General features: G+C 36.3%; 30 protein-coding genes and 2 other annotated features (1 of these 32 only partly in view). Of the genes, 16 read left to right on the forward strand and 14 right to left on the reverse strand.

The window, feature by feature from the left end; genetic code table 11:
• Positions 1-174, reverse strand: a binding site (T-box leader) (it extends 71 nt beyond the left edge of the window).
• A 42-nt stretch (positions 175-216) separates the two neighbouring features.
• Positions 217-454, reverse strand: a binding site (T-box leader).
• Between the two features lie 306 nt (positions 455-760).
• Both putP and MKO96_RS08350 read left to right on the forward strand, forming a co-directional pair.
• Positions 761-2,239, forward strand: coding sequence for a sodium/proline symporter PutP (putP, locus tag MKO96_RS08345; protein WP_087979816.1), 1,479 nt, complete (start codon positions 761-763; stop codon positions 2,237-2,239).
• 163 nt (positions 2,240-2,402) lie between these two features.
• Positions 2,403-2,801, forward strand: a complete 399-nt coding sequence (locus MKO96_RS08350) for an Ig-like domain-containing protein (RefSeq protein ID WP_046958298.1) — start codon at positions 2,403-2,405, stop codon at positions 2,799-2,801.
• A 24-nt stretch (positions 2,802-2,825) separates the two neighbouring features.
• Here MKO96_RS08350 and MKO96_RS08355 read toward each other — a convergent pair whose 3' ends face one another.
• Positions 2,826-3,221, reverse strand: coding sequence for a PH domain-containing protein (locus tag MKO96_RS08355; RefSeq protein WP_240587219.1), 396 nt, complete (start codon positions 3,219-3,221; stop codon positions 2,826-2,828).
• Between the two features lie 75 nt (positions 3,222-3,296).
• Complete coding sequence (locus MKO96_RS08360) at positions 3,297-4,208, reverse strand: DMT family transporter (RefSeq protein ID WP_000808244.1); 912 nt, start codon at positions 4,206-4,208, stop codon at positions 3,297-3,299.
• 203 nt (positions 4,209-4,411) lie between these two features.
• Here MKO96_RS08360 and MKO96_RS08365 point away from each other — a divergent pair, with 203 nt between their 5' ends.
• The 6 genes from MKO96_RS08365 (at position 4,412) to exsF (ending at position 9,629) form a co-directional block, all read left to right on the forward strand.
• Positions 4,412-5,143 (forward strand): alpha/beta hydrolase, encoded by a 732-nt coding sequence (locus MKO96_RS08365; RefSeq protein ID WP_001076851.1) that lies wholly within the window; start codon positions 4,412-4,414, stop codon positions 5,141-5,143.
• A 92-nt stretch (positions 5,144-5,235) separates the two neighbouring features.
• Positions 5,236-5,754: a YjcG family protein gene (locus MKO96_RS08370; RefSeq protein ID WP_000765870.1), complete on the forward strand. Its 519-nt coding sequence runs from the start codon at positions 5,236-5,238 to the stop codon at positions 5,752-5,754.
• 1 nt (position 5,755) lies between these two features.
• On the forward strand, positions 5,756-6,178 hold the full coding sequence (locus MKO96_RS08375) for a GNAT family N-acetyltransferase (protein WP_240587220.1): 423 nt from the start codon (positions 5,756-5,758) through the stop codon (positions 6,176-6,178).
• 99 nt (positions 6,179-6,277) lie between these two features.
• Entirely contained in the window at positions 6,278-8,344 is a 2,067-nt protein-coding gene (locus tag MKO96_RS08380) for an ATP-dependent helicase (RefSeq protein WP_240587221.1), read from the forward strand.
• A gap of 143 nt (positions 8,345-8,487) precedes the next feature.
• Positions 8,488-8,958, forward strand: a complete 471-nt coding sequence (gene cotY, locus MKO96_RS08385; RefSeq protein ID WP_001277699.1) for a spore coat protein CotY — start codon at positions 8,488-8,490, stop codon at positions 8,956-8,958.
• Positions 8,959-9,125: 167 nt separating this feature from the next.
• A complete protein-coding gene (exsF, locus tag MKO96_RS08390) occupies positions 9,126-9,629 on the forward strand; it encodes an exosporium protein ExsF (protein ID WP_053565003.1) in 504 nt (167 codons plus the stop codon).
• Between the two features lie 75 nt (positions 9,630-9,704).
• Here exsF and MKO96_RS08395 read toward each other — a convergent pair whose 3' ends face one another.
• Together MKO96_RS08395 and MKO96_RS08400 are read right to left on the reverse strand one after the other, a co-directional pair.
• Positions 9,705-9,890, reverse strand: coding sequence for a cytochrome C oxidase subunit III (locus MKO96_RS08395; protein WP_240587222.1), 186 nt, complete (start codon positions 9,888-9,890; stop codon positions 9,705-9,707).
• A 101-nt stretch (positions 9,891-9,991) separates the two neighbouring features.
• Positions 9,992-10,351 (reverse strand): DUF1360 domain-containing protein, encoded by a 360-nt coding sequence (locus MKO96_RS08400; protein ID WP_000899663.1) that lies wholly within the window; start codon positions 10,349-10,351, stop codon positions 9,992-9,994.
• 125 nt (positions 10,352-10,476) lie between these two features.
• Between MKO96_RS08400 and exsY the strand changes: the two genes are divergently transcribed.
• Positions 10,477-10,935 carry an exosporium assembly protein ExsY gene (exsY, locus tag MKO96_RS08405; RefSeq protein ID WP_240587223.1) on the forward strand — a complete coding sequence of 153 codons (459 nt, stop codon included), beginning with the start codon at positions 10,477-10,479 and terminating at the stop codon, positions 10,933-10,935.
• Positions 10,936-10,996: 61 nt separating this feature from the next.
• Here exsY and MKO96_RS08410 read toward each other — a convergent pair whose 3' ends face one another.
• The 10 genes from MKO96_RS08410 to MKO96_RS08455 all read right to left on the reverse strand — a co-directional run bounded on the left by MKO96_RS08410 (position 10,997) and on the right by MKO96_RS08455 (position 19,027).
• On the reverse strand, positions 10,997-11,527 hold the full coding sequence (locus tag MKO96_RS08410; RefSeq protein WP_240587224.1) for a spore coat CotO family protein: 531 nt from the start codon (positions 11,525-11,527) through the stop codon (positions 10,997-10,999).
• Between the two features lie 141 nt (positions 11,528-11,668).
• Positions 11,669-12,439, reverse strand: a complete 771-nt coding sequence (fabI, locus tag MKO96_RS08415) for an enoyl-ACP reductase FabI (protein WP_000421885.1) — start codon at positions 12,437-12,439, stop codon at positions 11,669-11,671.
• Positions 12,440-12,548: 109 nt separating this feature from the next.
• Complete coding sequence (gene rfbD / locus MKO96_RS08420; RefSeq protein WP_240587225.1) at positions 12,549-13,403, reverse strand: dTDP-4-dehydrorhamnose reductase; 855 nt, start codon at positions 13,401-13,403, stop codon at positions 12,549-12,551.
• An 11-nt stretch (positions 13,404-13,414) separates the two neighbouring features.
• A complete protein-coding gene (rfbB, locus tag MKO96_RS08425; protein ID WP_240587226.1) occupies positions 13,415-14,386 on the reverse strand; it encodes a dTDP-glucose 4,6-dehydratase in 972 nt (323 codons plus the stop codon).
• A gap of 16 nt (positions 14,387-14,402) precedes the next feature.
• On the reverse strand, positions 14,403-14,948 hold the full coding sequence (gene rfbC / locus MKO96_RS08430; protein ID WP_000869423.1) for a dTDP-4-dehydrorhamnose 3,5-epimerase: 546 nt from the start codon (positions 14,946-14,948) through the stop codon (positions 14,403-14,405).
• 8 nt (positions 14,949-14,956) lie between these two features.
• The gene (locus MKO96_RS08435; protein WP_240587227.1) at positions 14,957-15,694 is read right to left on the reverse strand and encodes a sugar phosphate nucleotidyltransferase; all 738 of its coding nucleotides are present in this window, start codon (positions 15,692-15,694) and stop codon (positions 14,957-14,959) included.
• A gap of 14 nt (positions 15,695-15,708) precedes the next feature.
• Positions 15,709-16,389 (reverse strand): glycosyltransferase family protein, encoded by a 681-nt coding sequence (locus MKO96_RS08440; protein ID WP_048561505.1) that lies wholly within the window; start codon positions 16,387-16,389, stop codon positions 15,709-15,711.
• Between the two features lie 12 nt (positions 16,390-16,401).
• Positions 16,402-17,088, reverse strand: coding sequence for a glycosyltransferase family protein (locus tag MKO96_RS08445; protein WP_240587228.1), 687 nt, complete (start codon positions 17,086-17,088; stop codon positions 16,402-16,404).
• Positions 17,085-17,774, reverse strand: coding sequence for a class I SAM-dependent methyltransferase (locus MKO96_RS08450; RefSeq protein ID WP_087979806.1), 690 nt, complete (start codon positions 17,772-17,774; stop codon positions 17,085-17,087). Before MKO96_RS08450 ends, MKO96_RS08445 begins: the two co-directional genes overlap by 4 nt.
• Before the next feature lie 152 nt (positions 17,775-17,926).
• A complete protein-coding gene (locus MKO96_RS08455; protein WP_240587229.1) occupies positions 17,927-19,027 on the reverse strand; it encodes a glycosyltransferase in 1,101 nt (366 codons plus the stop codon).
• 165 nt (positions 19,028-19,192) lie between these two features.
• Between MKO96_RS08455 and MKO96_RS08460 the strand changes: the two genes are divergently transcribed.
• From MKO96_RS08460 to MKO96_RS08490, 7 genes are all read left to right on the forward strand, one after another.
• Positions 19,193-20,053: a BclA C-terminal domain-containing protein gene (locus MKO96_RS08460; RefSeq protein WP_240587230.1), complete on the forward strand. Its 861-nt coding sequence runs from the start codon at positions 19,193-19,195 to the stop codon at positions 20,051-20,053.
• A gap of 122 nt (positions 20,054-20,175) precedes the next feature.
• Positions 20,176-21,021: a TylF/MycF family methyltransferase gene (locus tag MKO96_RS08465; protein ID WP_087979803.1), complete on the forward strand. Its 846-nt coding sequence runs from the start codon at positions 20,176-20,178 to the stop codon at positions 21,019-21,021.
• Positions 21,022-21,161: 140 nt separating this feature from the next.
• Positions 21,162-21,920 carry a class I SAM-dependent methyltransferase gene (locus MKO96_RS08470; protein WP_098109763.1) on the forward strand — a complete coding sequence of 253 codons (759 nt, stop codon included), beginning with the start codon at positions 21,162-21,164 and terminating at the stop codon, positions 21,918-21,920.
• Positions 21,921-21,926: 6 nt separating this feature from the next.
• Positions 21,927-22,862 (forward strand): glycosyltransferase family 2 protein, encoded by a 936-nt coding sequence (locus tag MKO96_RS08475; protein ID WP_240587231.1) that lies wholly within the window; start codon positions 21,927-21,929, stop codon positions 22,860-22,862.
• A 146-nt stretch (positions 22,863-23,008) separates the two neighbouring features.
• Positions 23,009-24,169, forward strand: coding sequence for an FtsW/RodA/SpoVE family cell cycle protein (locus MKO96_RS08480; protein WP_240587232.1), 1,161 nt, complete (start codon positions 23,009-23,011; stop codon positions 24,167-24,169).
• 74 nt (positions 24,170-24,243) lie between these two features.
• On the forward strand, positions 24,244-24,984 hold the full coding sequence (gene prpE, locus MKO96_RS08485; protein WP_240587233.1) for a bis(5'-nucleosyl)-tetraphosphatase PrpE: 741 nt from the start codon (positions 24,244-24,246) through the stop codon (positions 24,982-24,984).
• Between the two features lie 154 nt (positions 24,985-25,138).
• Positions 25,139-26,527: a peptidase G2 autoproteolytic cleavage domain-containing protein gene (locus tag MKO96_RS08490; RefSeq protein WP_240587234.1), complete on the forward strand. Its 1,389-nt coding sequence runs from the start codon at positions 25,139-25,141 to the stop codon at positions 26,525-26,527.
• Positions 26,528-26,556: the final 29 nt, after the last annotated feature.

Raw genomic sequence — 26,556 nt, forward strand, 5'->3', positions numbered from 1 at the left:
AAAATATATACCTTATCCTTGTAACGGCGGAACCCGGGTTGCCTACTGAAAATAATTGTTCAGCATACCTCTCGTAAGCCCATTCCGTATATGGCACCGTACCGGGCTCCCACCTATCCCCGGCTCTCTGTAACGTCTCCAATATACGTACTCTTCTTACTTAAACGATTTCGTTTATTTAATTTTTTGTACACAAAAAGGGAGTACTCATCCTATAGAAAGGACGGGTACTCCCGTGGTGCCACCTTAATTCGTTACAAATGTAACGCACTTTACCGTATCAAAAACAATACGTGTCTCTTGTATCGATGAGATCATGTCGCCAAAGCCTACTTCTTTCGTTTCGGTTTGGAAGCTCCGAAGCCCATTCCACATCAATCCCATACTGATTCGCACCAACCATCAGCTCTCTGACATGTTCATCATGTGTACTCTTCTTCATCAACGCTTGCATTTTTTTAAGTTGCACTCATTATAGACTTAACTTTTTTCATAAGTCAATACTTTTAAAAGAATTTTATTTTTCTCTTCTTTCAATATTATATTGACAAAACAACCTCTTTTTATGTAAATATAATAAATACTCTATTAAAAATAAGGTTTTTTGTATGAATATTATATATTAAAAAAGTAAAAAGACGCCAAAAAACGCTTACAATTCTGAAAATTCATATTTCTGTATGGATTTTTCAGAATAATCATGATAGATTATAAATATGCATAACGCATCAAAAGACATGACAAAAGGAAGGGGAACTACATGAGTACGCAGATGTTAACTTTAACTTCTATCTCTATTTACATGCTCGGGATGTTAGTAATTGGCTATTTCGCCTATAAACGAACGTCCAACTTAACAGATTATATGCTTGGCGGGCGTACACTAGGCCCCGCAGTAACAGCATTAAGTGCTGGAGCAGCTGATATGAGTGGTTGGCTTTTAATGGGCTTACCCGGTGCAATGTTTAGCGTTGGATTAAGTAGTAGTTGGATTGCGATTGGCCTAACACTAGGCGCATACGCAAACTGGCTTTATGTCGCTCCTCGCTTACGTACCTACTCTGAAATTGCAAACAACTCTATTACTATCCCAGAATTTTTGGAACACCGTTTCCACGACAAATCCCATATGTTACGCCTAGTATCTGGACTTGTTATTATGATATTTTTCACGTTTTATGTAGCTTCAGGATTTGTCTCTGGCGCTGTATTATTCGAAAATTCATTTGGACTCAATTACCATGTTGGTCTTCTTATCGTTGGTGGAGTTGTCGTAGCTTACACATTATTTGGTGGATTTTTAGCTGTAAGTTGGACAGACTTCGTGCAAGGAATCATTATGGTAGTCGCTCTTATTCTTGTTCCAGTCGTAACAATTATGCACGTAAATGGACTTGGTCCAGCATTTGAAACAATTAAATCTATCGATCCGGCATTATTAGATATTTTTAAAGGCACTTCTGTATTAGGAATTATTTCATTATTCGCATGGGGCCTTGGTTATGTTGGACAACCACATATTATCGTACGTTTTATGGCGATTTCTTCTGTAAAAGAAATTAAAAGCGCACGACGCATTGGTATGAGCTGGATGATTTTCTCTGTTGCTGGAGCTATGTTTACTGGCCTTATCGGTATTGCATACTATTCAAAAGCAGGTTTAAAACTTTCTGATCCAGAAACGATTTTCGTTGAACTTGGCACTATTTTATTCCATCCACTTATTACTGGATTTTTATTAGCAGCGATTTTAGCAGCGGTTATGAGTACAATTTCATCTCAGTTACTCGTTACTTCTAGTGCTATAACAGAAGATTTATATCGTACATTCTTTAAACGTTCTGCTTCTGATAAAGAACTTGTATTTGTCGGTCGTATGGCTGTACTTGTTATTGCATTAGTTGGGTGCGCATTAGCGTTTAAACAAAATGATACGATTTTAGCTCTTGTTGGATACGCTTGGGCTGGATTTGGTTCTTCATTCGGACCTGCTATTTTATTAAGCTTATATTGGAAACGTATGACGAAGTGGGGCGCACTTGCTGGTATGGTTTCTGGTGCCGCTACAGTCATTATTTGGACTCAATTCAAATTCTTAAAAGAATTCTTATATGAAATGATTCCTGGTTTCACTATTAGTTTACTAGTAATCGTAATTGTTAGTTTACTAACGCAACCTTCAAAAGAAATTGAAGAGCAATTTGAGGATTTCGAAAAACAACATAGTCATAATCTATAAAGGAAAAGCTCTGCTGTTATCGTATCAGCAGAGCTTTCTTTTTATGAAAGTTCGACAATCTTCTACTCGAATTTAACAATTTCTTTATGTTTCGTTAAATTAAACATAACACTACTCCTTTATAGTAGTACTATCAGCACTTATACAGAAAGGGGACTCCAACATGTTAGCAGCTTTCCAGCAACAACAAACACGAAAATTTTCACCTATTACAAATACTTCTGCGTCTCGTTTGAACATACAACCTAATCCACCTAAAATTTCAATCGCTCCTTCTGTTATTTCAGTCATTGGTGTTCATATGGAAAAAAATAAGTTGAAAGTAAGAACTGGACAAAGCACTGAGTTATCAGCCTCCGTTTTGCCAGTGCAAGCAACGAATAAAGAACTTATTTGGACAAATATGAATGCTGATGTTATCACAATGTATCCAAAAGGTGATACGGTAACGATTACTGGAAAAAGTGCCGGAAGAGCAGTCGTAATTGTCACAACTACTGAAGGAAAGTTCCGTGACCTATGTATTATTCATGTACAACCTTATATGACAAATCCAAAGTAAAAGAGTGGCTTCCTAGCCACTCTTTTACTTGATTTCAATGTATGAATTTTTACTTGTAACGAGATTGATGAATTGGTCTTTATCTTGAGGAGAAATAACTTCTGTTTTATGTGCGCCGTAAACAATTTCAAGTCGATCAAATGACAATGCATGAGCTGCTATTGGATTTTTCGTATTTGAAATTTGTTTTATATCTCGTATAAATATGCGTTTTTTAACGAGACCTGATCTAATTGTAATTGTTTCTTCTCCGACGATGTATTTTGTCGAAAACCAACTCCACATAAATAATATCGCTAACGGAATTGTAAAAAATAAAAGAAAATACTCTTTCCCTGCAAATAGAGGAGCAAAACACGCTCCAATGACAACGAAAAAAATCGGATATAACCATATATCTTTTTTTGATGGAAATTCCATTAAACTTCCCTTCCTCCCCTATATTTCTGTAAAACAAAAAGAGAAGTATCACAACTTCTCTTTTCTCCTCTAACATTATAATTCCTGTGTATATGCCGGCTCATTTACTACATTTTTTGCTGTTCGTTTTTGTTGCTGTAGTAAGAAAACAGATACACCAAACAATACGAGCATGCTACCGATAATTTGCATGGCATTTAGTCTTTCACCGAGTAAGAAGAACGCTAATATAGATGCTCCAACTGGTTCACCTAAAATACTCATTGAAATCGTTGTTGCATTTACGTAGTTTAATAACCAATTATTAATGACGTGTGACACTGTCGGCACAACCGCAAGTAAAAGAAAAACAGTCCAATCCCACTTCGTATAACCTGTAAAAGGCACTTGCAATACTATATTATAAATCCCCATAAAAATACCTGCGAATGCAAAAACTGTAAAGCTATAAATCCAGTGTGATACTTTCTTTACCGTTGTTTGCCCGATAAATAAATAACCGACAACCGCTATGACACTTAAAAAGGATAATATATCTCCATAAATCGCTTGTTCACTTAACCCTAAATCTCCCCACCCAATACACATTACGCCTAGTATCGCTATTCCCATTGTTGCAATGGCTGAGTATGTTGTTCTTTCTTTAAATAAGAAAAAACCTCCAACTAAAGATACGATTGGTTGAAGCGCTAAAATAATAGTCGAACTAGCAACTGTCGTATGCTTTAAAGATTCAAACCATAAAAGAAAATGAAGTGCTAAAAAGAAACCAGATCCAATTAAAAATCCCCAATCTTTTATTTGAATCTTACTAAACTCTTCCCGTTTTTTCCAAACGATAGGCAGCATAATAAGTACGATAATCCATAATCGATACATACTTAATATTGAAGATGGTGCTGAGGACATCTTTACAAAAACTGCTGCGAATGAAATGGCTATAATGGAAATTGCTAATGGTAGTGCGATTGATCTTTCTTGTTTCAAATTCCGTCTCCCCTCTCACCTGTCAAAAATCCCACTTCATTATATCCGTTTTCTTTCACAACTTAAATACTAATTTTTTAGATTCTTCGTACCATTATGGTAAAATAGAAACGAAAGCACCTATTAGTGAATATTTCTTTCTTTTTCACTACAAGCGTCGCTCTTACAATCATTACAGTAAATTTTTATTTAGGGGGATCTACATGAATCAAACAATAGGGAGAATTGAAGAAATTTCATTTTATAGCGCATCACTTCAAGAAGATGTTACACTTCTCGTTTACTTACCGGTAAATTACACACCACTGCACAAACATACAGTTGTAATTGCACAAGATGGTAGAGATTATTTTCAGCTTGGTAAAGCGCACCGTGTAATTGAGCGCCTTCGTGAAACTGAAGAAATTGACCGTACAATTATTGTCGGTATTCCATATAAAAATGTACACGATCGTAAAGAAAAATATTTCCCAAATGAAGTGAAAAACGCTGCGTATATTCGTTTCCTCGCTCATGAACTTGCACCATATATCGATGAAAATTATCCAACGTACCAAATGGGAAAAGGTCGTGTGTTAATTGGTGATTCTCTTGGCGGGACAGTTTCCTTCATGACTGCACTTATGTATCCGCATACATTCGGTAAAGTCGTTATGCAATCACCATTTGTGGATGAAACAGTGATGAGCTTAGCAAAAGACTTCAAAAATCCGGAGGCGCTAGACCTTTATCACGTCATTGGGACAGAAGAAACAGCCGTAAAACGCACTGATGGGCAAGTTTCTGATTTCGTACAACCGAACCGTGAGCTCAATACGCTTCTGACAGATAGAAATTTCATCACGCATTACGAAGAATTTGAAGGTAATCATACGTGGAAGTATTGGCAGACTGATTTACCGAAAGCTTTCTCTCATATTCTATCAATGAAATAATAGAGAGCAGTATTCAGAATAATTTGATATAATAGATTAAGAGATTTATTTTCTCAAAATCTAACTAGACTTACAAAGGGAGGAATTGGAACATGAAATTAGGCATTGTAATTTTTCCATCTAAAATGATTCAAGATAAAGCGAACGGATTGCGTAAACGTTATGATCCGCACTACGCATTAGTTCCGCCACATATTACATTGAAAACACCCTTTGAGACGCAAGATGAACAATTAGAATCGATTGTAAAAGAGTTACATACAATCGCAAGTAAAACGAACCCTTTCACCCTTCATGTCGGAAAAGTTGGTTCATTCGCACCTGTTAATAATGTTCTTTATTTTAAAGTAGAAAAAACACCTGAACTTACTTTCTTAAATGAGGAGATGCATAGCGAATTCTTTATACAAGAACGCGAGTACGCTTTCGTACCTCATTTAACAATCGGACAAGGCTTATCAGATGCAGAGCATGCTGATGTATTAGGCCGATTACGTATGAAAGATTTCTATTATGAACAACCAATTGATCGCTTCCATCTTCTATATCAATTAGAAAACGGAACGTGGACTGTATACGAAACATTCCACCTTGGAAAGGGGAACAACTAATTTGCACGCACAGATCGTACAAACGGACGAACAACTAAGAGATGCATTCTCTGTACGTAAGCAAGTATTTGTGAATGAGCAACAAGTTTCTGCTGACGAAGAGTATGATGAGTTTGAAGAAACTTCAACACACGTTGTTATATATGATAATGATATTCCAGTTGGTGCTGGTCGTTTTCGCATACTGGATGGAATAGGAAAAATGGAACGCATTTGCGTACTAGCTTCCCATCGTAAAAAAGGCATTGGAAAAATTGTTATGGATGCACTTGAAGCGTATGCGAATGAAAACTCGCTACCAAAATTAAAGCTGCATGCCCAAACACATGCTGAAGATTTCTATAAGAAACTTGGATATGTAACGAATTCTGATGTATTCATGGAAGCAAATATTCCTCACATCGTTATGATAAAAGAATTGTAATTTGAAAACAGGAGGTATCCCCTCCTGTTTTTTACATTGCTATTTTCTTTTTCTTCCGCTAAAGTTAAATGTTGATGCTATAGTTTTGAAGGTGAATATATGACACAAGAAAAATTTTCACAAAAATCATTAACGCACGCTGATATTCCGCGTGCAACATACCATATTCCAAAAACATCTACCCATTTAATTATGGAAGAAGATGCTGATGCAGCGTATTTCCGCGCTCTCGAACAACAAAATGTTTTTTTAAATGAAAAACAATTAGAGGCCGTACGCACGACAGAGGGTCCCGTTCTTACATTAGCTGGTGCCGGAAGCGGGAAAACATCTGTTTTAACAACCCGCGTAGGTTATTTAGTAAATGTAAAACAAGTTCATCCACGAAATATTTTATTGCTTACATTTACACAAAAAGCAGCTGAAGAAATCCGAAATCGTGTAGCAAATTTACCAGGTATGAATCGTGCTGCAAGTAGCTACGTTGTTGCCGGTACATTCCACTCTGTCTTTTTAAAATTGCTTCGTAGTCAAGGATATAATCAGCAAATTTTAGCAAACGAAAAACATAAACAAATTATGATAAAGAAAATCTTGAAAGAATTGCGTCTAAAAGACGATTATGATGCTGAAACGATGCTCGCTATGATTTCACTTGAGAAAAACAAATTGAATCGTCCGAAAGATGTAAAAGCAAAAACACCCGTTGAACAAGAATTTAAAGAAGTATACGAGCGTTTTGAAGAAGTAAAACAACGATATAATTATATTGATTTCGATGACATCTTATTAGAAACATATTATATGTTAGAAAATAACATTCCTTTGCTTACCCAATTACAACAACGTTTCCACTATATTGAAGTAGATGAGTTCCAAGATACATCGTATGCACAATATGAAATTGTAAAATTGTTAGCCACGCCAAGAAATAATTTATTTATCGCAGGTGATGACGATCAGGCGATATATGGCTGGCGAGGAGCAAGTCACCAAATTATTTTATCTTTTCCAAAAGAATTTGATAACACTACAATTATCGCACTTAATACGAATTATCGATCCAATCCTTTTATCGTCGGACTTGGAAATGAAGTTATCAAACTAAATCAAGAGCGTTTTGATAAAGAGCTATATTCTGTGCGCGAAGAAGGTGTACAACCTTTTTACGCAAGACCTGCTACGACTCTTGATGAAGCAAATCAAATTTTGCAGCTCATTCAAGAAAAAGTAGATAGCGGCGAACGCAACTATAAAGATTTCTGTTTACTGTATCGCACACATTCTGTAAGCCGTTCATTACTTGATCAGCTTACCATTCACAAAATCCCATTTATTAAGCACGGGGCGAGTCAATCATTTTATGAACATTCTTTAATTAAGCCTGTATTAGATCATTTAAGACTGGTGATTGAACCGTTTCGACTAGAATCACTTTCAAACATATTGCCAACGATGTATATCGGGCGTGATGATTGTATTTCATTTATTGAACGTGAACAATGGAAATACGGTGAGGGCCGTTTCCCTTCTCTTCTTCATTTCTTATTATTAAATCCGAGCTTAAAACCTTTTCAAGTGAAAAAGGTAAATGAGCGTATCGATTTTATTAAATTTATAAAAGAATTAGAACCGAAAAAAGCATTAAAAGAAATTATTCATGGTAAAGGAAAGTATTTAGAGTACTTACAAAGTAATGACCGCTCTTCCTTTACGATGCATAAAGATATACAAGAAGAAATGTTAGAAGAATTAATGGAGTCAGCAACTCGTTTCACCGATATTCCAGCTTATTTACAATTTATTGATGAAGCAATTCAAGGTCAAAAAGAAATGGAAACATTAAAAACAATGCCAGAAAAAAATGCTGTTTCGCTTATGTCTATTCATAACGCAAAAGGCCTTGAATTTCCATGCGTCTTTTTACTTGGAGCGAGCGATGGTATTCTTCCACATACTTCTTCTTTAAAAGATGCAAATGATCGTGTTACAGAGACTTCTGAAGCTTTAGAAGAAGAACGTCGACTACTTTATGTCGCCATTACACGTGCAAAAGAAGAACTTTACATTTCCTCTCCGCAATTTTTTAGAGGAAAAAAATTAGATATCTCTCGTTTTTTATATACTGCGCGAAAAGATTTACCTGAAAAGACATCCACTAAATAAGGATGTCTTTTTTTTATATTGCATTATGTACATCCCTACTATATAAATTCCCTGTTTTTATCATAAGAATTAACGTAATATCGACCATATCTCATTCATATTGTAATAGTGTATGTCAGAACTCACGATAAGGAGTGAACATAATGAGCTGCAATTGTAACGAAGACCATCATCACCATGATTGTGATTTCAACTGTGTATCGAATGTCGTTCGTTTTATACATGAATTACAAGAATGCGCAACTACAACATGTGGATCCGGTTGCGAAGTTCCATTTTTAGGTGCACATAACAATGCATCAGTAGCGAATACACGTCCTTTTATTTTATACACAAAGACTGGAGAACCTTTTGAAGCATTTGCACCATCTTCAAGCCTTACTAGTTGCCGATCTCCCATTTTCCGCGTAGAAAGTATAGATGATGATGACTGTGCTGTATTACGTGTATTAACTGTAGTTTTAGGTGATGGTACCTCTGTACCACCTGGTGACGACCCAATCTGTACGTTTTTAGCTGTACCAAATGCAAGGCTAGTGTCGACATCTACTTGTATTACTGTTGATTTAAGTTGTTTCTGCGCTATTCAATGCTTACGTGATGTTTCTATATAAAACTAAATATTAATTTAAGCATGGATTGGGTGGCAGAGTTTTCTGCCACCCAATCCATGCTTAAAAGGTATTATTATGTATTTTTCATAAAATTGGGAACTTGTCTAGAACATAGAACCTGTCCTTTTCATTAACTGAAAGTAGAAACAGATAAAGGAGTGAAAAACATGTTCTCTTCTGATTGCGAATTTACTAAAATCGATTGTGAGGCGAAACCAGCTAGTACACTACCTGCCTTCGGTTTTGCTTTCAACGCGTCTGCACCTCAGTTCGCTTCACTATTCACACCACTACTATTACCTAGCGTAAGTCCAAACCCAAATATTACTGTTCCTGTAATAAATGATACAGTAAGTGTTGGAGATGGCATTCGAATTCTACGAGCTGGTATTTATCAAATCAGTTATACATTAACAATTAGTCTTGATAACTCACCTGTTGCACCAGAAGCTGGTCGTTTCTTCTTATCATTAGGTACGCCAGCTAACATTATTCCTGGATCAGGTACAGCAGTTCGTTCTAACGTTATTGGTACTGGTGAAGTAGACGTATCCAGCGGTGTTATTCTTATTAACTTAAACCCTGGTGACTTAATTCAAATTGTGCCAGTTCAGTTAATTGGAACTGTAGACATCCGTGCTGCAGCATTAACAGTTGCACAAATTAGCTAGTAAAAAGCGGTATTTCTAATACAGAAATACCGCTTTTTATATATAATAAAAAACACTCACAGTAACATGAGTGTTTCATTCTTCATAGTGTTTTATTGTGTTCTTCTTTTTAGCACAATTACATCCTTTTTTCTTCACAAAACCTTGTTGTTGCAATTGTTCTTGATATGCCTGTTGTTGCAATTGGTGTTGTTGCTGTATATGATACCATTGCTGCAGGTCATATGAATTTTGCCTTGGATTATTGCTCACAGCAAACATCTCCTCTACTGTCAATTCTGTCTATTTACTATATGAACAACTCCTTATTTCCGTTCCCTCATTCATTTAAACTCCGCTTTTTCTCGTATTATGCAAATATACTATTCTCCCATAAAATATCCTGTGATTGTTTCAATGATTGCTGCTGCACCTGCAATAGCTAATAATGCAAGTAACGGCTCTGCAACGATAGGAATCCAATTATATAAAACTAATAAAAAAGCACTAACCCATACACCTGTACACCAATAACAGCTTAATAATTCGCCAACCCACTTTCTTAATCCTTTACCTTTTACTTTTGTAAAAGTTGATACACTTCCATCTGGCTCTGTAATCTCTAACTCATCAATAAACGGTCTTCGCAAAAAGGCTGTAATTTTATCATAAACAATTAAACGAGTGAGCCTAAAGGCAGCTAACGCAAAAATAAAAAATAAAAGCCAGCTTGTAAACAGCATGATTCCACCTTCCCTTATCTTCTTTCGCCTATTTAAAAAAAAAGGTCTTGAGATTGTGACCAAATCTCCTCGACTCCAATATCTTATTAATGTAAATACAAACAAGAAGATAAGGAGTGACATTAATGAGTTGTAACGAAAATAAACACCATAGCTCTTCTCATTGTGTAGTTGACGTTGTAAAATTCATCAATGAATTACAAGATTGTTCTACAACAACGTGTGGATCTGGTTGTGAAATTCCATTTTTAGGTGCACACAACACTGCATCGGTAGCAAATACACGCCCTTTTATTTTATACACAAAAGCTGGAGCACCATTTGAAGCATTTGCACCATCTGCAAGCCTTACTAGCTGCCGATCTCCAATTTTCCGTGTGGAAAGCGTAGATGATGATAGCTGTGCTGTCTTACGTGTGTTAACTGTAGTATTAGGTGACGGTTCTCCTGTACCGCCTGGTGACGATCCAATTTGTACGTTTTTAGCTGTACCAAATGCAAGATTAGTATCGACATCTACTTGTATCACTGTAGATTTAAGCTGTTTCTGTGCGATTCAGTGCTTACGCGACGTTTCTATCTAATAAGTGAAGTAAACTAAAAAACTATTGGGGTGGTAGAAGATTTTCTACCACCTTTACATATTTAAAAGCCGGCCATACTAATCGATTGGATATCATCTATAGACAACTTAATATCTCGCATACTATTTGGCGGCATAATAGCTACAATTCCATTACGATACGATATGATTGATCCAACATATGAGACTGTAGCTGTTTTTATTCTGCACCTTATTTTCGGAATATAATGAGGGCGGTTTAATAAAAAATGAATCTTCTCTTCATTATTCATATCCTTAAATGATTTATTATACGGGACAGTTCTCACTGGCTCTTGTTGCTCTTGCTGCTCTTGTACTTGTTCCTCTTCTTCTATTTTTTCTTCTACTTGTTGCTCTTCTTGTTGCTCTATTACCTCTTCCACAGCACTACTTACAATATTTTCGTTTCTATTACTTTCCTCTTTTCGATTTTCATTTTCAAAGTTTGTTAAGATAATTCTTTTTATTTTCGGTGCAGCAAGTTCCAAATTTACTTGCGCAATATATAACAACGGTTTTCCAACTGTTGAACTTTTATTTTTATTCTTCACACTCGTCCCTCCCACTTCCATACGTAGCTGAATAAACTGTGTACTATTATAGTTATATTCATAACGTGGTAAGAACTTTCGTTAAAAATTGTTCTTTCTAAGAACAAATAAAAAGGACAATCTCAACATTTAGAGATTGTCCTTTAAAAATTAATATTATATTTATCCTAGGATATGATACCCTGAATCAACGTGAATGTTTTCTCCTGTTACGCCGCGTGCTAAATCACTGAATAAGAATACTGCTGTATCCCCAACTTCTTCTGGAGTTGTTGTACGACGAAGTGGTGCGCGCTCCTCAATTTCTCTTAAAATTGAGTTAAAGTCGCCTACGCCTTTTGCAGACAACGTACGAATTGGTCCTGCAGAAATAGCGTTAACTCGAATGCCATGTTGGCCTAAATCGTTAGCTAAATATTTTACGCTCGCTTCTAATGAAGCTTTCGCAACACCCATAACGTTATAGTTTTTCACAACGCGCTCGCCGCCAAGGTATGTTAACGTTAAAATATTTCCGCCTTCTGTCATTACTTTCTTCGCTTCTCTTGCTACAGCTGTTAAAGAGAATGCACTAATATTTTGTGCAAGTAAAAATCCATCGCGAGAAGTATCTACAAATTCACCTTTTAAATCATCACGATTTGCAAAAGCAATACAGTGTGCAACACCGTGAATTGTACCAACCTCTTGCTTGATTGTTTCAAAGCAAGCTGTAAGTTCTTCATCATTTGTTACATCACAAGGTAATACAAGTGATTCTTGTCCTTCTAATGTGTCCGCTAATTCACGAACGTTTCTTTCTAAACGTTCTCCTGCATATGTGAAGATTAGTTTTGCACCTGCATTATGCAAAGAGCGAGCAATTCCCCACGCAATACTTCTTTGGTTCGCAACGCCCATAACAACAAATGTTTTCCCTTGTAATAGTTCCATGATATATCCTCCCAGAATTCCTTATACTTGTTATTAGTACCTGATACTATAATTATAGTACCATAAAACCTCTTAAAGGCAAACAAAAAAGTCATTAACTTAAATTTTGTTAATGACTTTTTGTTTCTATAAAAAACCGCTCTAATCCTTCTTCCCAAGAAGGCATTTGTGAAAAACCATTTAATCGTAGCATGTTATGTTGAAAAACAGAATATTTCGGTCTCGCTGCCGCCGCTCCAAATTCTTCGGTTGAAACAGGTAATACATTCACTTTCATATTTGCATCCGAAAATATTTTTTTTGCAAATTCAAACCAAGAACATGAGCCTCTATTTGATACATGATACGTACCGTATAAAGAAGTATGAATGAGCTTATTAATCATCACATTTAAATCTGCCACATAAGTAGGAGAACCGATTTGATCCGCTACAACAGATACTGCTTCACTTTCTTTACCTAATCGCATCATCGTTTTCACAAAATTATTTCCATACTTACCATATAACCACGATGTACGAACGATAAAGTATTTATTATGTAGCTCTTTGACGAACTGCTCTCCCGCATACTTAGAAGCTCCATATATATTTATCGGTGATGGATTATGGAACTCATGATAGCCATCTGGCCTGTCACCTTGAAATACATAATCGGTACTAATATAAACTAACTTTGCCCCTACTAATTGTGAAGCAACCGCTACATTGCGAGCTCCTATTGCATTTATCACATAAGCAAGATCTTGTTCTTTCTCAGCATGATCAACCTTCGTATACGCTGCACAATGAATAATTATATGTGGCCTAATTTCTTGTACCACTTGCTGTATTCGGGATATATTTGTTATATCTAGTAACTTTTTATCAAATGGATATATGTCATATTCTTCAGGATCTAGCTCTTCTTGTAGTTGCTTTCCCAATTGACCGTTTGCTCCCGTTATGATAACCCGTTCTTTCATTTATATGCCCCTTACTTTTCTTTTAGTGGTTTCCACCATTCTATATGATGTTCATACCATTCCACCGTTTCTTGTAGCCCCTGTTCAAACGTATACTGCGGTTCCCACCCGAGCTCATTCTTCATCTTTTGTGCATCAATCGCATAACGACGATCATGACCTAAACGATCTGTAACATACGCAATATCTTTTTTCGTTTTTCCTAAGAGAGTAATAATTTGTTCCACAACATCTATATTTGTTTTTTCATTATTTCCACCTATATTATATACTTCTCCTATACGTCCCTTATGCAGAACAACGTCAATCGCACTACAATGATCCGTTACATGTAACCAATCTCTTACATTTAATCCATCGCCATATAACGGTAGTTTTTTTCCTTCCAGCGCATTCGTAACCATTAACGGAATTAACTTTTCAGGATATTGATACGGCCCATAGTTATTGGAGCAACGCGTTACTATAACTGGTAATTGATATGTTTTATAATAAGATAAAGCTATCATGTCGGCGCTCGCCTTGCTTGAAGAATATGGACTATTTGGAGCTAACGGGGTTTCCTCGGTAAATCGCCCTGTCTTCCCTAAAGAGCCGTACACCTCATCTGTTGATACTTGCACGAGTTTGATATGTGAATATTTTTTTACTAATTCTAATAAGGTGACTGTCCCAATTACATTTGTATCATAAAAAGGGATCGGATTTTCAATACTACGGTCCACATGTGATTCAGCTGCGAAATTTACAATCACATGGACATCTCGCTCTTTTATGACATGCTCTAGCAGCTCTCCATTTTGAATTTCTCCTTTTACAAAAGAGTAATTCGGATGCCCTTGAAGAGACTTCACATTATTTAAATTCCCGCTATATGTTAATGCGTCAAAATTAATAATTTTATATGTTTCATATCTTTGTAACATGTAATGAACAAAATTACTTCCAATAAATCCAGCCCCACCTGTTACTAATATATTCATATAACAACTCTCCTACTCAAAAGCTATCTTCACATTCCTGAAGTAACGGTAATATTCGATCTTTATCAGACAAAATAGGACTCGTTACCGGCCATGGAATTGCTAATTCTTTATCTTCCCAAAGTAACCCTGAGTCATGTTCAGCGCTATAATACTCATCTACTTTATACATAACAATAGTATGCGGGACAAGTGTACAAAAACCATGTGCAAATCCTTTTGGCACTAATAATTGCCGGTGATTATCCGCGCTTAAAATATATCCTCTCCACTGTTTAAACGTTGATGAATCTTTTCGCAAATCAACGATAACGTCATAAATTGCTCCTTGCATAACTTGAATAAGTTTCGTTTGTGCTTTCGGATTCTTTTGAAAGTGTAATCCCCGAATCGTTCCCGACCTAGCTGAATAAGAAACATTATCCTGTACAAACGAATACGTAATCCCTAATATTTCTAGCACCTTCTTATTATAACTTTCTGTAAAAAAGCCACGCTCATCTCCAAATAACCTCGGTTCTAACAATTTCGCGTCGGTAAAATTTGTTTCTACAACTTTCATATTCTCACCTATTCTCCGTTAAACTGTTTCCCAAAGTTTATATCCTGCGCTAACGTATTCGCCCTTTGAAGAGAACCATGAGTTCCCGCATCAGTCCACCAACCGCTCATTTCATTATAAGTAAGTACCCCTCGTTTTAAATACCAATTATTGATATCTGTAATTTCAAGTTCTCCCCTTGCGGAAGGTTTTAATTCTTTTATATAAGAAAAAACTTTCGAATCATACAAATAAATTCCTGTAACTGCATAGGAACTTTTCGGCTCTTTCGGCTTTTCTTCAATTTCAATTATTTTTCGGTTTTGAATATTTGCTACGCCAAATCTCTCCGGATCATCTACAGATTGCAGCAGTACTTTCGCACCTTCTTTTTGATTTGCAAACTCTTCAACGTACGGACGAATATCATCTGAAAAAATATTATCCCCTAATATAACTACCATGCGATCTTTCCCAACGAAATCCTCACAAAGCCCTAATGCTTGTGCAATTCCCCCAGCCTTATCTTGCACACGATACGTAAAGGACACGCCAAACTCTTGGCCGCTTCCTAAAAAACTAACAACATCTCCCATATGCTCTTTACCTGTAATAATCATAATCTCTGTAATCTCGCATTGTTTTAGCTTATATACCGCATGATAAATCATTGGGTAACGTCCAACAGGAAGCAAATGTTTATTCGTTACTTTCGTTATTGGATATAATCTCGATCCAGTTCCACCTGCTAAAATAATTCCTTTCATCCTGCATCTCTCCCTTATGATGGAGATAGTATATCTTTGTAATGTTCTACAAACACTTTCCGATACTTCTCATATGTATCCGCATCAAACTCATCCCCGTTGTAATGAATGCACCATAAATTCGCTTGATTAGGGATACCAATTAAATAACCCGCCTTTTGAAACTCTAAAGACTGCGACACATCATAAAAGTGGAACCCTTGAAACAAGTCTTCTCGCCACGGAATATCATATTGTGTGGCCATTAATAAACCATCAATTGCTTGAACTGACATAAATGATTGATTCTCATAAAACAGTTGATCCAAATTTAATAATTGATAATTCCGTCTTCTGTACTCAATCACTTTCCCTACTAAATTTTTCCCTTCCCACCATATCCCGTTGCTCGGTAAAAACTGAGCACCAGCTACGCCAATTAAACCAAGTTTTTCGTTATCTTTAAAAAGCGAAATGAGTGTATAAAACATCTCTCGATTAATAAGATAAGTATCTTGATGTATATAAACCTTATACTTCGCGGGATATGAAAGTGCTCGGTTATATGCACTTGCCATACTTTTCGCATCTCGTATCGGAAAAATTTGTACGACATAACCAGGGGGAACAAAAAGGTTTCTTATTTGTCTCTCGCATTGTTCAAATAGCTCTTCATTATTTATACAAACAACGACTAATATTGTATGATCTTTCATTTTGTAGCCCCTCTATTCGTCTTGATTTACATCTGACATATAGTGCTCCACAAATATCTTTCTGTATTTTTCATAGTTAGTCATATTCACATCAATATGATAATGAATGCACCACGCATCACGCTGTACAGGAACCCCAACTGTATAGCCTGCTTTTCTAAATTCAAATGATTGAGACACATCATAATAGTCAAACCCATCAAACAAGTCTTCCCGCCACGGAATATCGTATTGCGTTGCCATTAATAATCCGTCAATACATTCAACTGGCATAAATGTTTTTGAGTCATGATACGGCTTTTCTTGACTGGCCATATAAAATAAATCATTCATATAACCAACGACTTTTCCAACAACTCCTCTGCCTACATTCCATATTCCATTTGGAGGAACATATTGGGCTCCAACCATACCAATCATTCCAAGATGTTCATGTTCCTGAAACAATTGAAGTAATCCATATAAAAATCCCACATTTACAATGAAAACATCTTGATGTATATACACTTTATATTTTGCTGGATGCGAAATTGCTTGATTATATCCGCTCGTCATACTTTTCGCATTCCGAATCGGCATAAATTGTATAGTATATCCTGGAGGAACTGGCAATTGTAATATATGTCGCGCACATTGTGCATACATTTTTCGATCATTTATACACGTAACAAATAATATTGTTTTATCTGCCGCACTCATAATTGTGATTTTTCTGCTTCAATAATATATTGAAATACAACCGTCTCAGCCATGAAGCCACTTCCAAGACGATATTTTTTACAAATTCCATATAACTCCTCGATAAGCGGTTCATACATTTTATGATCAACATATACACGATCTACTTTACTAATTGAATAGCCTGCTTTTAAAAACATTCGTAGCATTTCGTTAAATGTAAAGAAGCGAATATGTGTTTTATCTAATAAACCATATTCTGTATACGTCCAATTCCCAGCAAGTAAGGGAGCTAATACTGAAATGTGTGAAACGTTCGGTATACTAGCCAAAATTACACCATTTTGCTTTATATATGGTTTTACTTTTTCTATTACAGCCCACGGATCAAATAAATGCTCTAATACGTCACCAAATATAACGCAATCAAATTGCTCCTCTTCATACGGCATATCCATTGTTTCTATATCGCCTAAAACAACATGATCTAGTTTTTCTTTTGCTTGTTCTGCCGCCTCTCGGAATGCCTCAATTCCTGATACACGTGTGCCATTTTCTTTTATGGCAGCTCCCAATGCACCACTCGAGCAACCTATATCAAGAACTTCTTTCCATTCCTTTTTTATATGCTTTAATAAATTCGGATTCACTGCATTATAATAATGCCCGGACTTCTCTTCGTATAAAGAATTTTTTGGGGAATTCATTTTACACACTCCTTATGCAAATTGAATTTGAAATATAAATCTCATCTAAAGTCTATAGATGTAACCAGTACTGGTTACATTGCCGATACTTTACTATATAGCCAATCTATTAAAGTTAGAATCGTGATACATCATTTCTAGAAAAACGCAACCTATAACGATTTATATTGTTTATCAAAAACACTCCGAAAATATTTGCGGTTATATTCAATTGCAGCATTATTCGGAACATAAGAAGCTGCTAATTCATTGTAATAATAAGCTTTATCTTGCTCGCCTAACTTGCTATAACAAATACACATTTGTAAATAGGGAATCCATGTGTAGCTAGCTGGGCTGTGAAAAGGACTCTCTGTTGCCATTGTCACTTCTGTTGCAAGTTTAAACCAAAAAATTGCTTCATTGTATTTTTGTTGATCCATATATATATATCCTATTCTTGTACAATTCTCTCCTCTAGGGACATCATATCGAAATGACTTTACACAAGATTCAACTGCCTTCTCCCACATTCCAAGCTTCGCATAGCAATCTCCTAATTTACCACATGCGTAAATTTTCTCTTCATACCAACCTTCATCTTGATTAAGAAATGTTTTATAAAGTAAAACTGCATCATCATATTTTTGATTATCCATAGATTCATTCGCGTAATAAAACAAATCTCTCGGACTCAATTCTTCTCCAGCTGCTACAGCATCCTGAAAAATTCTCAAATTGCGGTTCGTTACTTTCTTTTCTTTTTTATGCGTAATCGCAACATTACTATTAAAAATTTCACCAAAAATAGCTAAATACTCATGCACCTTTCCAAACCATTGAAATTCTTTTTCACGCTTTACAAGCCGATATCTTTTTGTACAGTATAAAGGTTTCCCATTAGAATCCATTACAAGATGATAAGGCATCGAAACAGCATCCACATTAGAATCTAATTCTTTTTTTAATAGTTTCAATGCCTCTTGAGCATCTTCTAATAACACATCATCAGCATCTAGCCATAATATATATTCTTGCGTTGCTTTTGAAAAAGAAAAATTTCTAGCTGCCGCAAAATCATTAATCCATGGAAAGTCATATATGTTAGAGGTATATTGAGCTACAATTTCTTTCGTTCGATCAATGGAACCTGTATCAACTATAATAATTTCATCAACGATTTTTTCTACTGCGTCTAAACATCGACCAATTGTATCTTCCTCATCTCGAACAATCATACATAAACTAATTGTAATTCCTTGCTTGTTCAACATAATCACCCTCTTCCAAATCAATCATATGTTATACATACAATAAACTTTCCACTTTTTTAACTTGCACAAGCAGTTTAAGATTTCTTTTCAATAATTCAAATGTCCGTGTCATTTTCTTCCGGTTTTGCATCTACTATATAATGAACGCTTTATGGAGGTGAATTTATGTCAAATAATAATTATTCAGATGGATTAAATCCCGATGAATCTTTATCAGCTAGTGCATTTGACCCTAATCTTGTAGGACCAACATTACCACCAATACCACCGTTTACCCTTCCAACCGGGCCGACTGGACCGACTGGACCAACTGGGCCGACTGGGCCAACTGGACCAACTGGACCTTCTGGACCAACTGGACCGACTGGACCAACTGGGCCGACTGGGCCGACTGGACCGACTGGACCGACTGGGCTAACTGGACCGACTGGACCGACTGGACCGACTGGGCTAACTGGACCGACTGGACCGACTGGACCGACTGGACCGACTGGACCGACTGGACCGACTGGACCAACTGGGCCAACTGGGCCAACTGGTGCTACTGGCGCTACTGGCGCTACCGGACCGACTGGACCAACTGGGCCGACTGGACCAACTGGGCCAACTGGACCTTCTGGCTTAGGACTTCCAGCAGGATTGTATGCCTTTAACTCAGCTACAGTTTCTTTGGCTCTTGGGATTAATGATCCAGTACCATTTAATACCGTTGGATCTCAGTTTGGTACGGCAATTTCTCAAATGGATGCCGATACTTTCGTAATTAGTGAAACTGGTTTCTATAAAATTACTGTTATTGCTTATACAGCGGCAGTAAGTTTATTAGGAAGTCTTGGGATTCAAGTTAATGGAATTCCTGTACCAGGTGCAGGCACAAGTTTAATTTCACTTGGAGCTCCTATCGTTATCCAAGCCATTACACAAATTACTACAACACCATCACTCGTTGAAGCAGTTGTTACAGGAATTGGATTATCACTAGCTCTTGGTACAAGTGCATCAATTATTATTGAAAAAATCGCTTAATTTTGCACTTAGCAGTAAGACTGATATCAGTTTTACTGCTTTTTCATTGGTAAATTCAATCATTAAATCTTTCTTTTCTACATAGTCATAATGTTGTATGACATTCCGCAGGAGGAACTTATATGGAAAATAAATCAGCTATCCAGCTTTATCTCGAGTTATTAAAGAAAACAATTTTATTTGAAATATGGTTAGAATACGAACCATACTTACCTGCTTCGCTACATATATCTAAAGAGCTATCATATGAACCAGTTACAGTTCCACTTCCTTTATTTCTTAAGCAATACGTAGAAAATCACAATTTGAAAATCGTTGATCCTAGCGTTTCAAAAAGTGAGCGTCAAGGTGGCAAGGATTGGCCAAGAGCAGCACACAGTATGGTTGGTCGAAAACGTATGAATCAATTGCATGAGGCGATGGAAACTGTTGTAAAGGAAAATATAGAAGGTGATTTTATTGAAACGGGTGTATGGCGCGGAGGATCATGCATTTTTATGAATGGTTTTTTACAAGCAAACAACATTACGGATCGTACTGTGTGGGTTGCCGATTCGTTTGAAGGTCTGCCAGCACCTAACTTAGAACAATATCCGAAAGATTACGGTGATTATTTGCACACATTCGATTACTTACGAGTTTCTTTAGAAACAGTGCAAGAAAACTTTAGAAAATACGATTTATTAAATGATCAGGTGAAATTTTTAAAGGGTTGGTTTAAAGATACCTTGCCTTCAGCACCGGTAGAAAAAATTGCAATTGCTCGCCTTGATGGTGATATGTATGAATCAACGATGGATAGTCTTGTAAACTTATACGATAAAGTTTCAACAGGCGGCTATATTATTATTGATGATTACGGATTGGTAACATGCGCAGAGGCTGTAACAGATTTCAGAAATGAAAGAAACTTAAAAGCTCCTATTACTAAGATTGATGATTTCGGTATTTATTGGCGAAAAGAATAGAATATAATTTTATTTTTTGAGGGGTTCTATTACACTACTTATTCATAAGAACTAATTGTGTAAAGTTCCCCTCACTATAAATGATTAACTTATATATACAATAGAAATCCCCTACTTTACTACAAGGACGGAGTGAATGTATGAATGAAAACGAGAAAAAAATCACATTAATTCCACCCCCAGAACTCGTTCAATATGTAGGTGGTAATTTTGAAGAAGTTGGAAAAGAGTTTATGCAGTATTTTATTGAAATTGGCAATTTAAAATCAAATGAAACAGTGTTAGATGTAGGCTGTGGCATTGGCCGAATGGCGGTTCCATTAATGAATTATTTAAGCGATGAAGGTACTTATTATGGATTTGACTTATTCAATGCGGGAATTACATGGTGCAAAAATAACATTTCTACACGCCGTAACAATTTCCATTTTGAACATGTCGATATATATAATCAATTCTACAATCCCGATGGAAAAGAAGATGCTTCCCAATACAAGTTTCCATATGAAGATGAATCATTCGATTTTATTTTTTTAACGTCTGTATTTACCCATCTCCTTCCGAAAGAATTAGAACATTACGTATGCGAGATTGCACGAGTTCTGAAAAAAGATGGGAGATGTTTTATTACTTTCTTTTTAATTAACCCTGAATCATCCTATTACTTAAATACAGGACTAAGTACGTTAGGTTTTTATCATCAAATTGACAATTGTTATGTTCTAAATAAAGATATCCCTAATTTCGCAGTTGCCTATCCTGAGGAAGATATTCGTACCCTATTAAATAAATATGGGCTAGAAATACAGTCCCCCCCTCATTATGGTTCATGGTGTAGCAGAACTGAACACACAAGTTATCAAGATATTATTCTTACACAAAAAACTTCTGAAAGGTAGTTGTATATGAATAATATAAAAAATTCGCCTCTCGTTTCCATCCTTATTCCCACCTATAATCGACCACATTATTTTAAAATTGCTTTAGAAAGTGCTTTAGCGCAAACGTATTCAAATATTGAAATTATTGTAGGGGACGATAGTACAAATAATGAAACAGAAAAATTAATATACAGACATTATTTACATAAGCATAAACATATAACATACATTCGAAATGCCTCTACTCTAGGACAATTTCATAACGCCCTTATGCTCTTAGAACAGTCAAATGGAGAGTACATAAATTTCTTAATGGACGATGATACATTTTATAATAATAAAATCGAAAAAATGATGTTTTATTTCCAACAAGACCTCAATAAAAATCTCGCACTTATCACATCCTATCGCACTTGGATTGATGATAATGGAGATATAATTGAACAACATCCCTCCATGAAAAAATTATATGATGAAGATACTCTACTAAATGGGAAAGATTTTGGAAACCGTATGCTTATGGCAGGACAAAATATTATCGGTGAGCCTACAATCGTACTCTTTAGAAAAAGCCTATTAACGGAACCTTTCGGCACTTTAAATGGCAGAAAATATGGTTGTAGTGTTGATATGGCCTCTTGGATAAGTTTACTTTCAAAAGGTGATGCGATGTATATAACTGAGCCCTTAAGTTCATTCCGTCTTCATACTGGACAGCAAGTACGTCACAAATTCCTTGAGGGCTGTGAAGATTTTTCTCAGCTCGTTTTAACCTCGAAAAAGTATGGTTTCTTACAAGACGCCAAATATTATAAAAAAGGTTTGATAAGAGCTTACGGATGGTATAAAAATGCGACCAAATTTTACGATCTATTTCCAAACCTCATTCCAGATAAAAATACACATGCACGACTTTCTTATTGTTTAAATATCATTACAAAAGAGCTCCGTGCAATATAGTCCATCACAAGGGAGGAGCTATTCCTTCCTCGTGATGTATGACTTCCCACAAATAGTGGAATAAATGTATGCATAGTCTGCTTGTATATTATTTTTACCATGACATGATCCATATACTTACTAGGCGATAGAAAGGAATACATACATTGAAAGATCCAAATTCTCAATATCAAATAGACTACGTATTACTATTCATCTTATTTGCCATTGGGACTGTTAGTTGCTTTGCAATTGCAAGTGCACAAGCCTCTTTACCACCATTTTTGCAAAATGTAAATTTTGTATTAAAGCAAATCCAATGGTACTTCATTGGATTTATAGCCATCGGTTTTATTATGATTATCGATTTCGATCGTTATCAAAAAATTGCTTGGTATTTATATAGCTTTGCATTGATACTACTAATTGGACTAGAACTTCAAGTACCAGGTGCCGTTACAATAAAAGGTGCGACCGCTTGGTACAGGCTTCCAGGCATCGGAAATTTCCAGCCTTCTGAAATTATGAAATTGTTTTTAATTATCGTCACCGGGCGAATTATAGCAAATCACAATGAGAAATATTTTTCCCGAACAATACACGGCGATTTTTTATTACTCGGAAAAATATGTGCAACAAGTTTGCCACCCCTACTACTTATTGCAAAGGAACCTGATTTAGGAAACACAATGGTAATTTCAGCTATGCTCGCAGCAATGATACTAGTTTCTGGTATACGTTGGCGTTTTATTTTCGGATTAGTTTCTTGTATTTTTGTAGCTGGCGTTACATTAACGTATATTTTTTTTACTCATACAAAATTCTTTAAAGCACACATTTTACAAGAATATCAACTAAATCGCTTCTACGGCTGGTTAGCGCCATACAAATATGATGCGCAAGGCTATCAATTAAGACAAGCTTTCTTAGCTACTGGATCCGGGGAAATGCAAGGAAAAGGTTGGGAAAATGGACAAGTATACTTTCCAGAACCACATACAGATTTTATTTTCACCAATGTTGCTGAGCAATTCGGCTTTTTAGGCGCAAGTGTCATTATTTCACTTTTTTTCCTACTTATTTTCCGCATGATTCATATCGCTTTAGAAAGTAATGACCCTTTCGGTAGTTACATATGTGCTGGTACAATCGGAATGTTTACTTTTCAAGTATTTCAAAATATCGGGATGACCATCGGATTACTACCTATTACAGGAATTACATTACCCCTTATGAGCTACGGAGGAAGTTCCTTACTCACATACATGATAGCGATTGGATTCGTTTTAAACGTCCGCTCAAGAACGAAAATCTTTATGTTTAAATGACGAGCAAAAATAGTATATTTTTATCTCTATCCTTTTTTAGATATACTAATGAAAAATATGGTGGAGGTTGAAATATGAAATTTGACATTATAGGGGATATTCATGGATGCTTTCAAGAGTTTCAAGATTTAACGACAAAACTCGGATACAACTGGAATAGTGACCTGCCGTTTCACCCTGACCAACGTAAGCTTGCTTTTGTTGGTGATATTACAGATCGCGGCCCTCATTCATTACGTATGATTGAAATTGTATGGGAACTCGTCATAATTAAAAAGGTAGCTTATTACGCTCCGGGAAATCACTGTAATAAACTATACCGTTTTTTCCTTGGGCGTAATGTGACAATCGCTCATGGACTCGAAACAACTGTTGCCGAATATGAAGCACTGCCTTCTCATAAACAAAACATTATAAAAGAAAAATTTATCACCCTTTACGAGCACTCTCCTTTTTATCACGTACTCGACGAGAAAAGGTTAATTGTATGTCACGCTGGAATTCGGCAAGATTACATAGGAAGACAAGACAAAAAAGTACAAACCTTTGTATTATATGGCGATATTACAGGAGAAAAACATGCTGACGGCTCTCCTGTCCGGCGCGACTGGGCAAAAGAATATAAAGGAAAAACTTGGATTGTATATGGACATACACCCGTTAAAGAACCTCGCTTCGTAAATCATACAGTCAATATTGACACTGGCGCTGTATTTGGTGGCAAACTAACCGGACTACGTTATCCTGAGATGGAGACTGTTTCCGTCCCTTCCTCCCTGTCTTTTGTCCCTGAGAAATTTCGCCCAATTTCATAACGACCCTTATTTAGATACCATTCACAAATTACGAGGATTACCGTATCATTTAGGCGGCTCTCCTATAAAAACTAGGTGAAGTAATTAAAAAAAGATGTAATAAAGTGCATCTTTTTTTAATTACACGGCATATACTGTCGCAGGAGGTGACAGAATGAAGAAAAAATCTTCTAAACAAAAAAGAAAATGCCCGCCTTTTTATCTGCCCATGTACGGAATTAACAACTGGTGCAGCATTCGAGCTGCAGCTTTAGAAGAACCGGACGGACAAGGGGCTTCCCCCAAAAACAAAGCTAAACAAAAATATGTCTCTTTAGAAAATGCTGTAATGAGCCGCATAATCGATAATAGAAAAACAAAGATGCAGCAAAAAAATAAACCTCTCTCTACTCACACTGAACAGATTGTGCCTTCTGAGCAAACAGAGAAAAATACAAAAGAAGACATCCCTGTAGCAATAAATAAAAAAGCAGAACCAGAAATTCCAGCTGCTATTATAAATCAAGTGAAAAAAATAAGAGAAGCATTAGCACCATCCAATGATATACAAACAGAAAAAACGATCATAATTCAAACTCCTACACCTGAAAATACAAAAGTAAAAAAAGGGGGACGGTATGCACATGCAGAGGGGCTTCACTCTAATGCAGAGGGTTCAGCTTCACATGCAGAAGGACTTCTTACACACGCAAAAGCTTCTTTCTCTCATGCGGAAGGATCAAAAACGAAAGCAACTGGACATAGTTCCCATAGTGAAGGAAGTGAAACGACAGCAGGTGGCTCTTATTCTCATGCGGAAGGTAAACACACAATCGCTTTAGGCGAAGCAGCACATGCAGAAGGAACCGCGACTATCGCTAACGGATTCTCTTCTCATGCGGAAGGTAATCATACATCAACAGCTCATTTTGCAGGTAGCCATATTATGGGGCGCTTCGGCACAGCAGAAGAATCTTATTCTTGGTTTATTGCAAACGGCACAAATGAAACCGATCATAATATCGGTGCAAAGTGGCTTGCTCATAATGGGGAAATGTATATTGATGGCGCTTCTTACAATGCAAGTGGAACTGATTTTGCACAAATGTTTGAAACAACAGACAATAATTTTATTGATGTAGGTTATTTCGTTACATTTAGTAGCGAAGAAAAAATTCGGATCGCTACTTCAAACGATTCATTCATTTTAGGAATATCTAGTGCAACCCCCGCCCTTATAGGAAATAGCGGTGCTTTAAGTTGGCAAAAACGCTATAAAACAGATAACTTTGGAAAACGCCAATATGTGCGTACGGAATCGCAAGACATACAACCTCTTTTAAATACAGGATGGGATCCGACTTGCAAATATATAGCAAGAAAAGATCGTACCGAGTGGCTTCCTGTCGGATTAATTGGACAAATGTTAGTACGCGATGACGGCACTTGCGAAACGCATGGATATTGTCGTCCAAATAACGATGGCATTGCTACAAAATCCGAAAGTGGCTTTTTCGTTATAAAGCGCACGGGTGAAAATCAAATTTTAATATTATTTCGCTAAGAAAAAAGGGAACAAAATTCTTCGTTTCA

Source organism: Bacillus sp. ES1-5, assembly GCF_022487605.1.
In the GTDB taxonomy this organism is placed as follows: Bacteria; Bacillota; Bacilli; order Bacillales; family Bacillaceae_G; genus Bacillus_A; species Bacillus_A wiedmannii.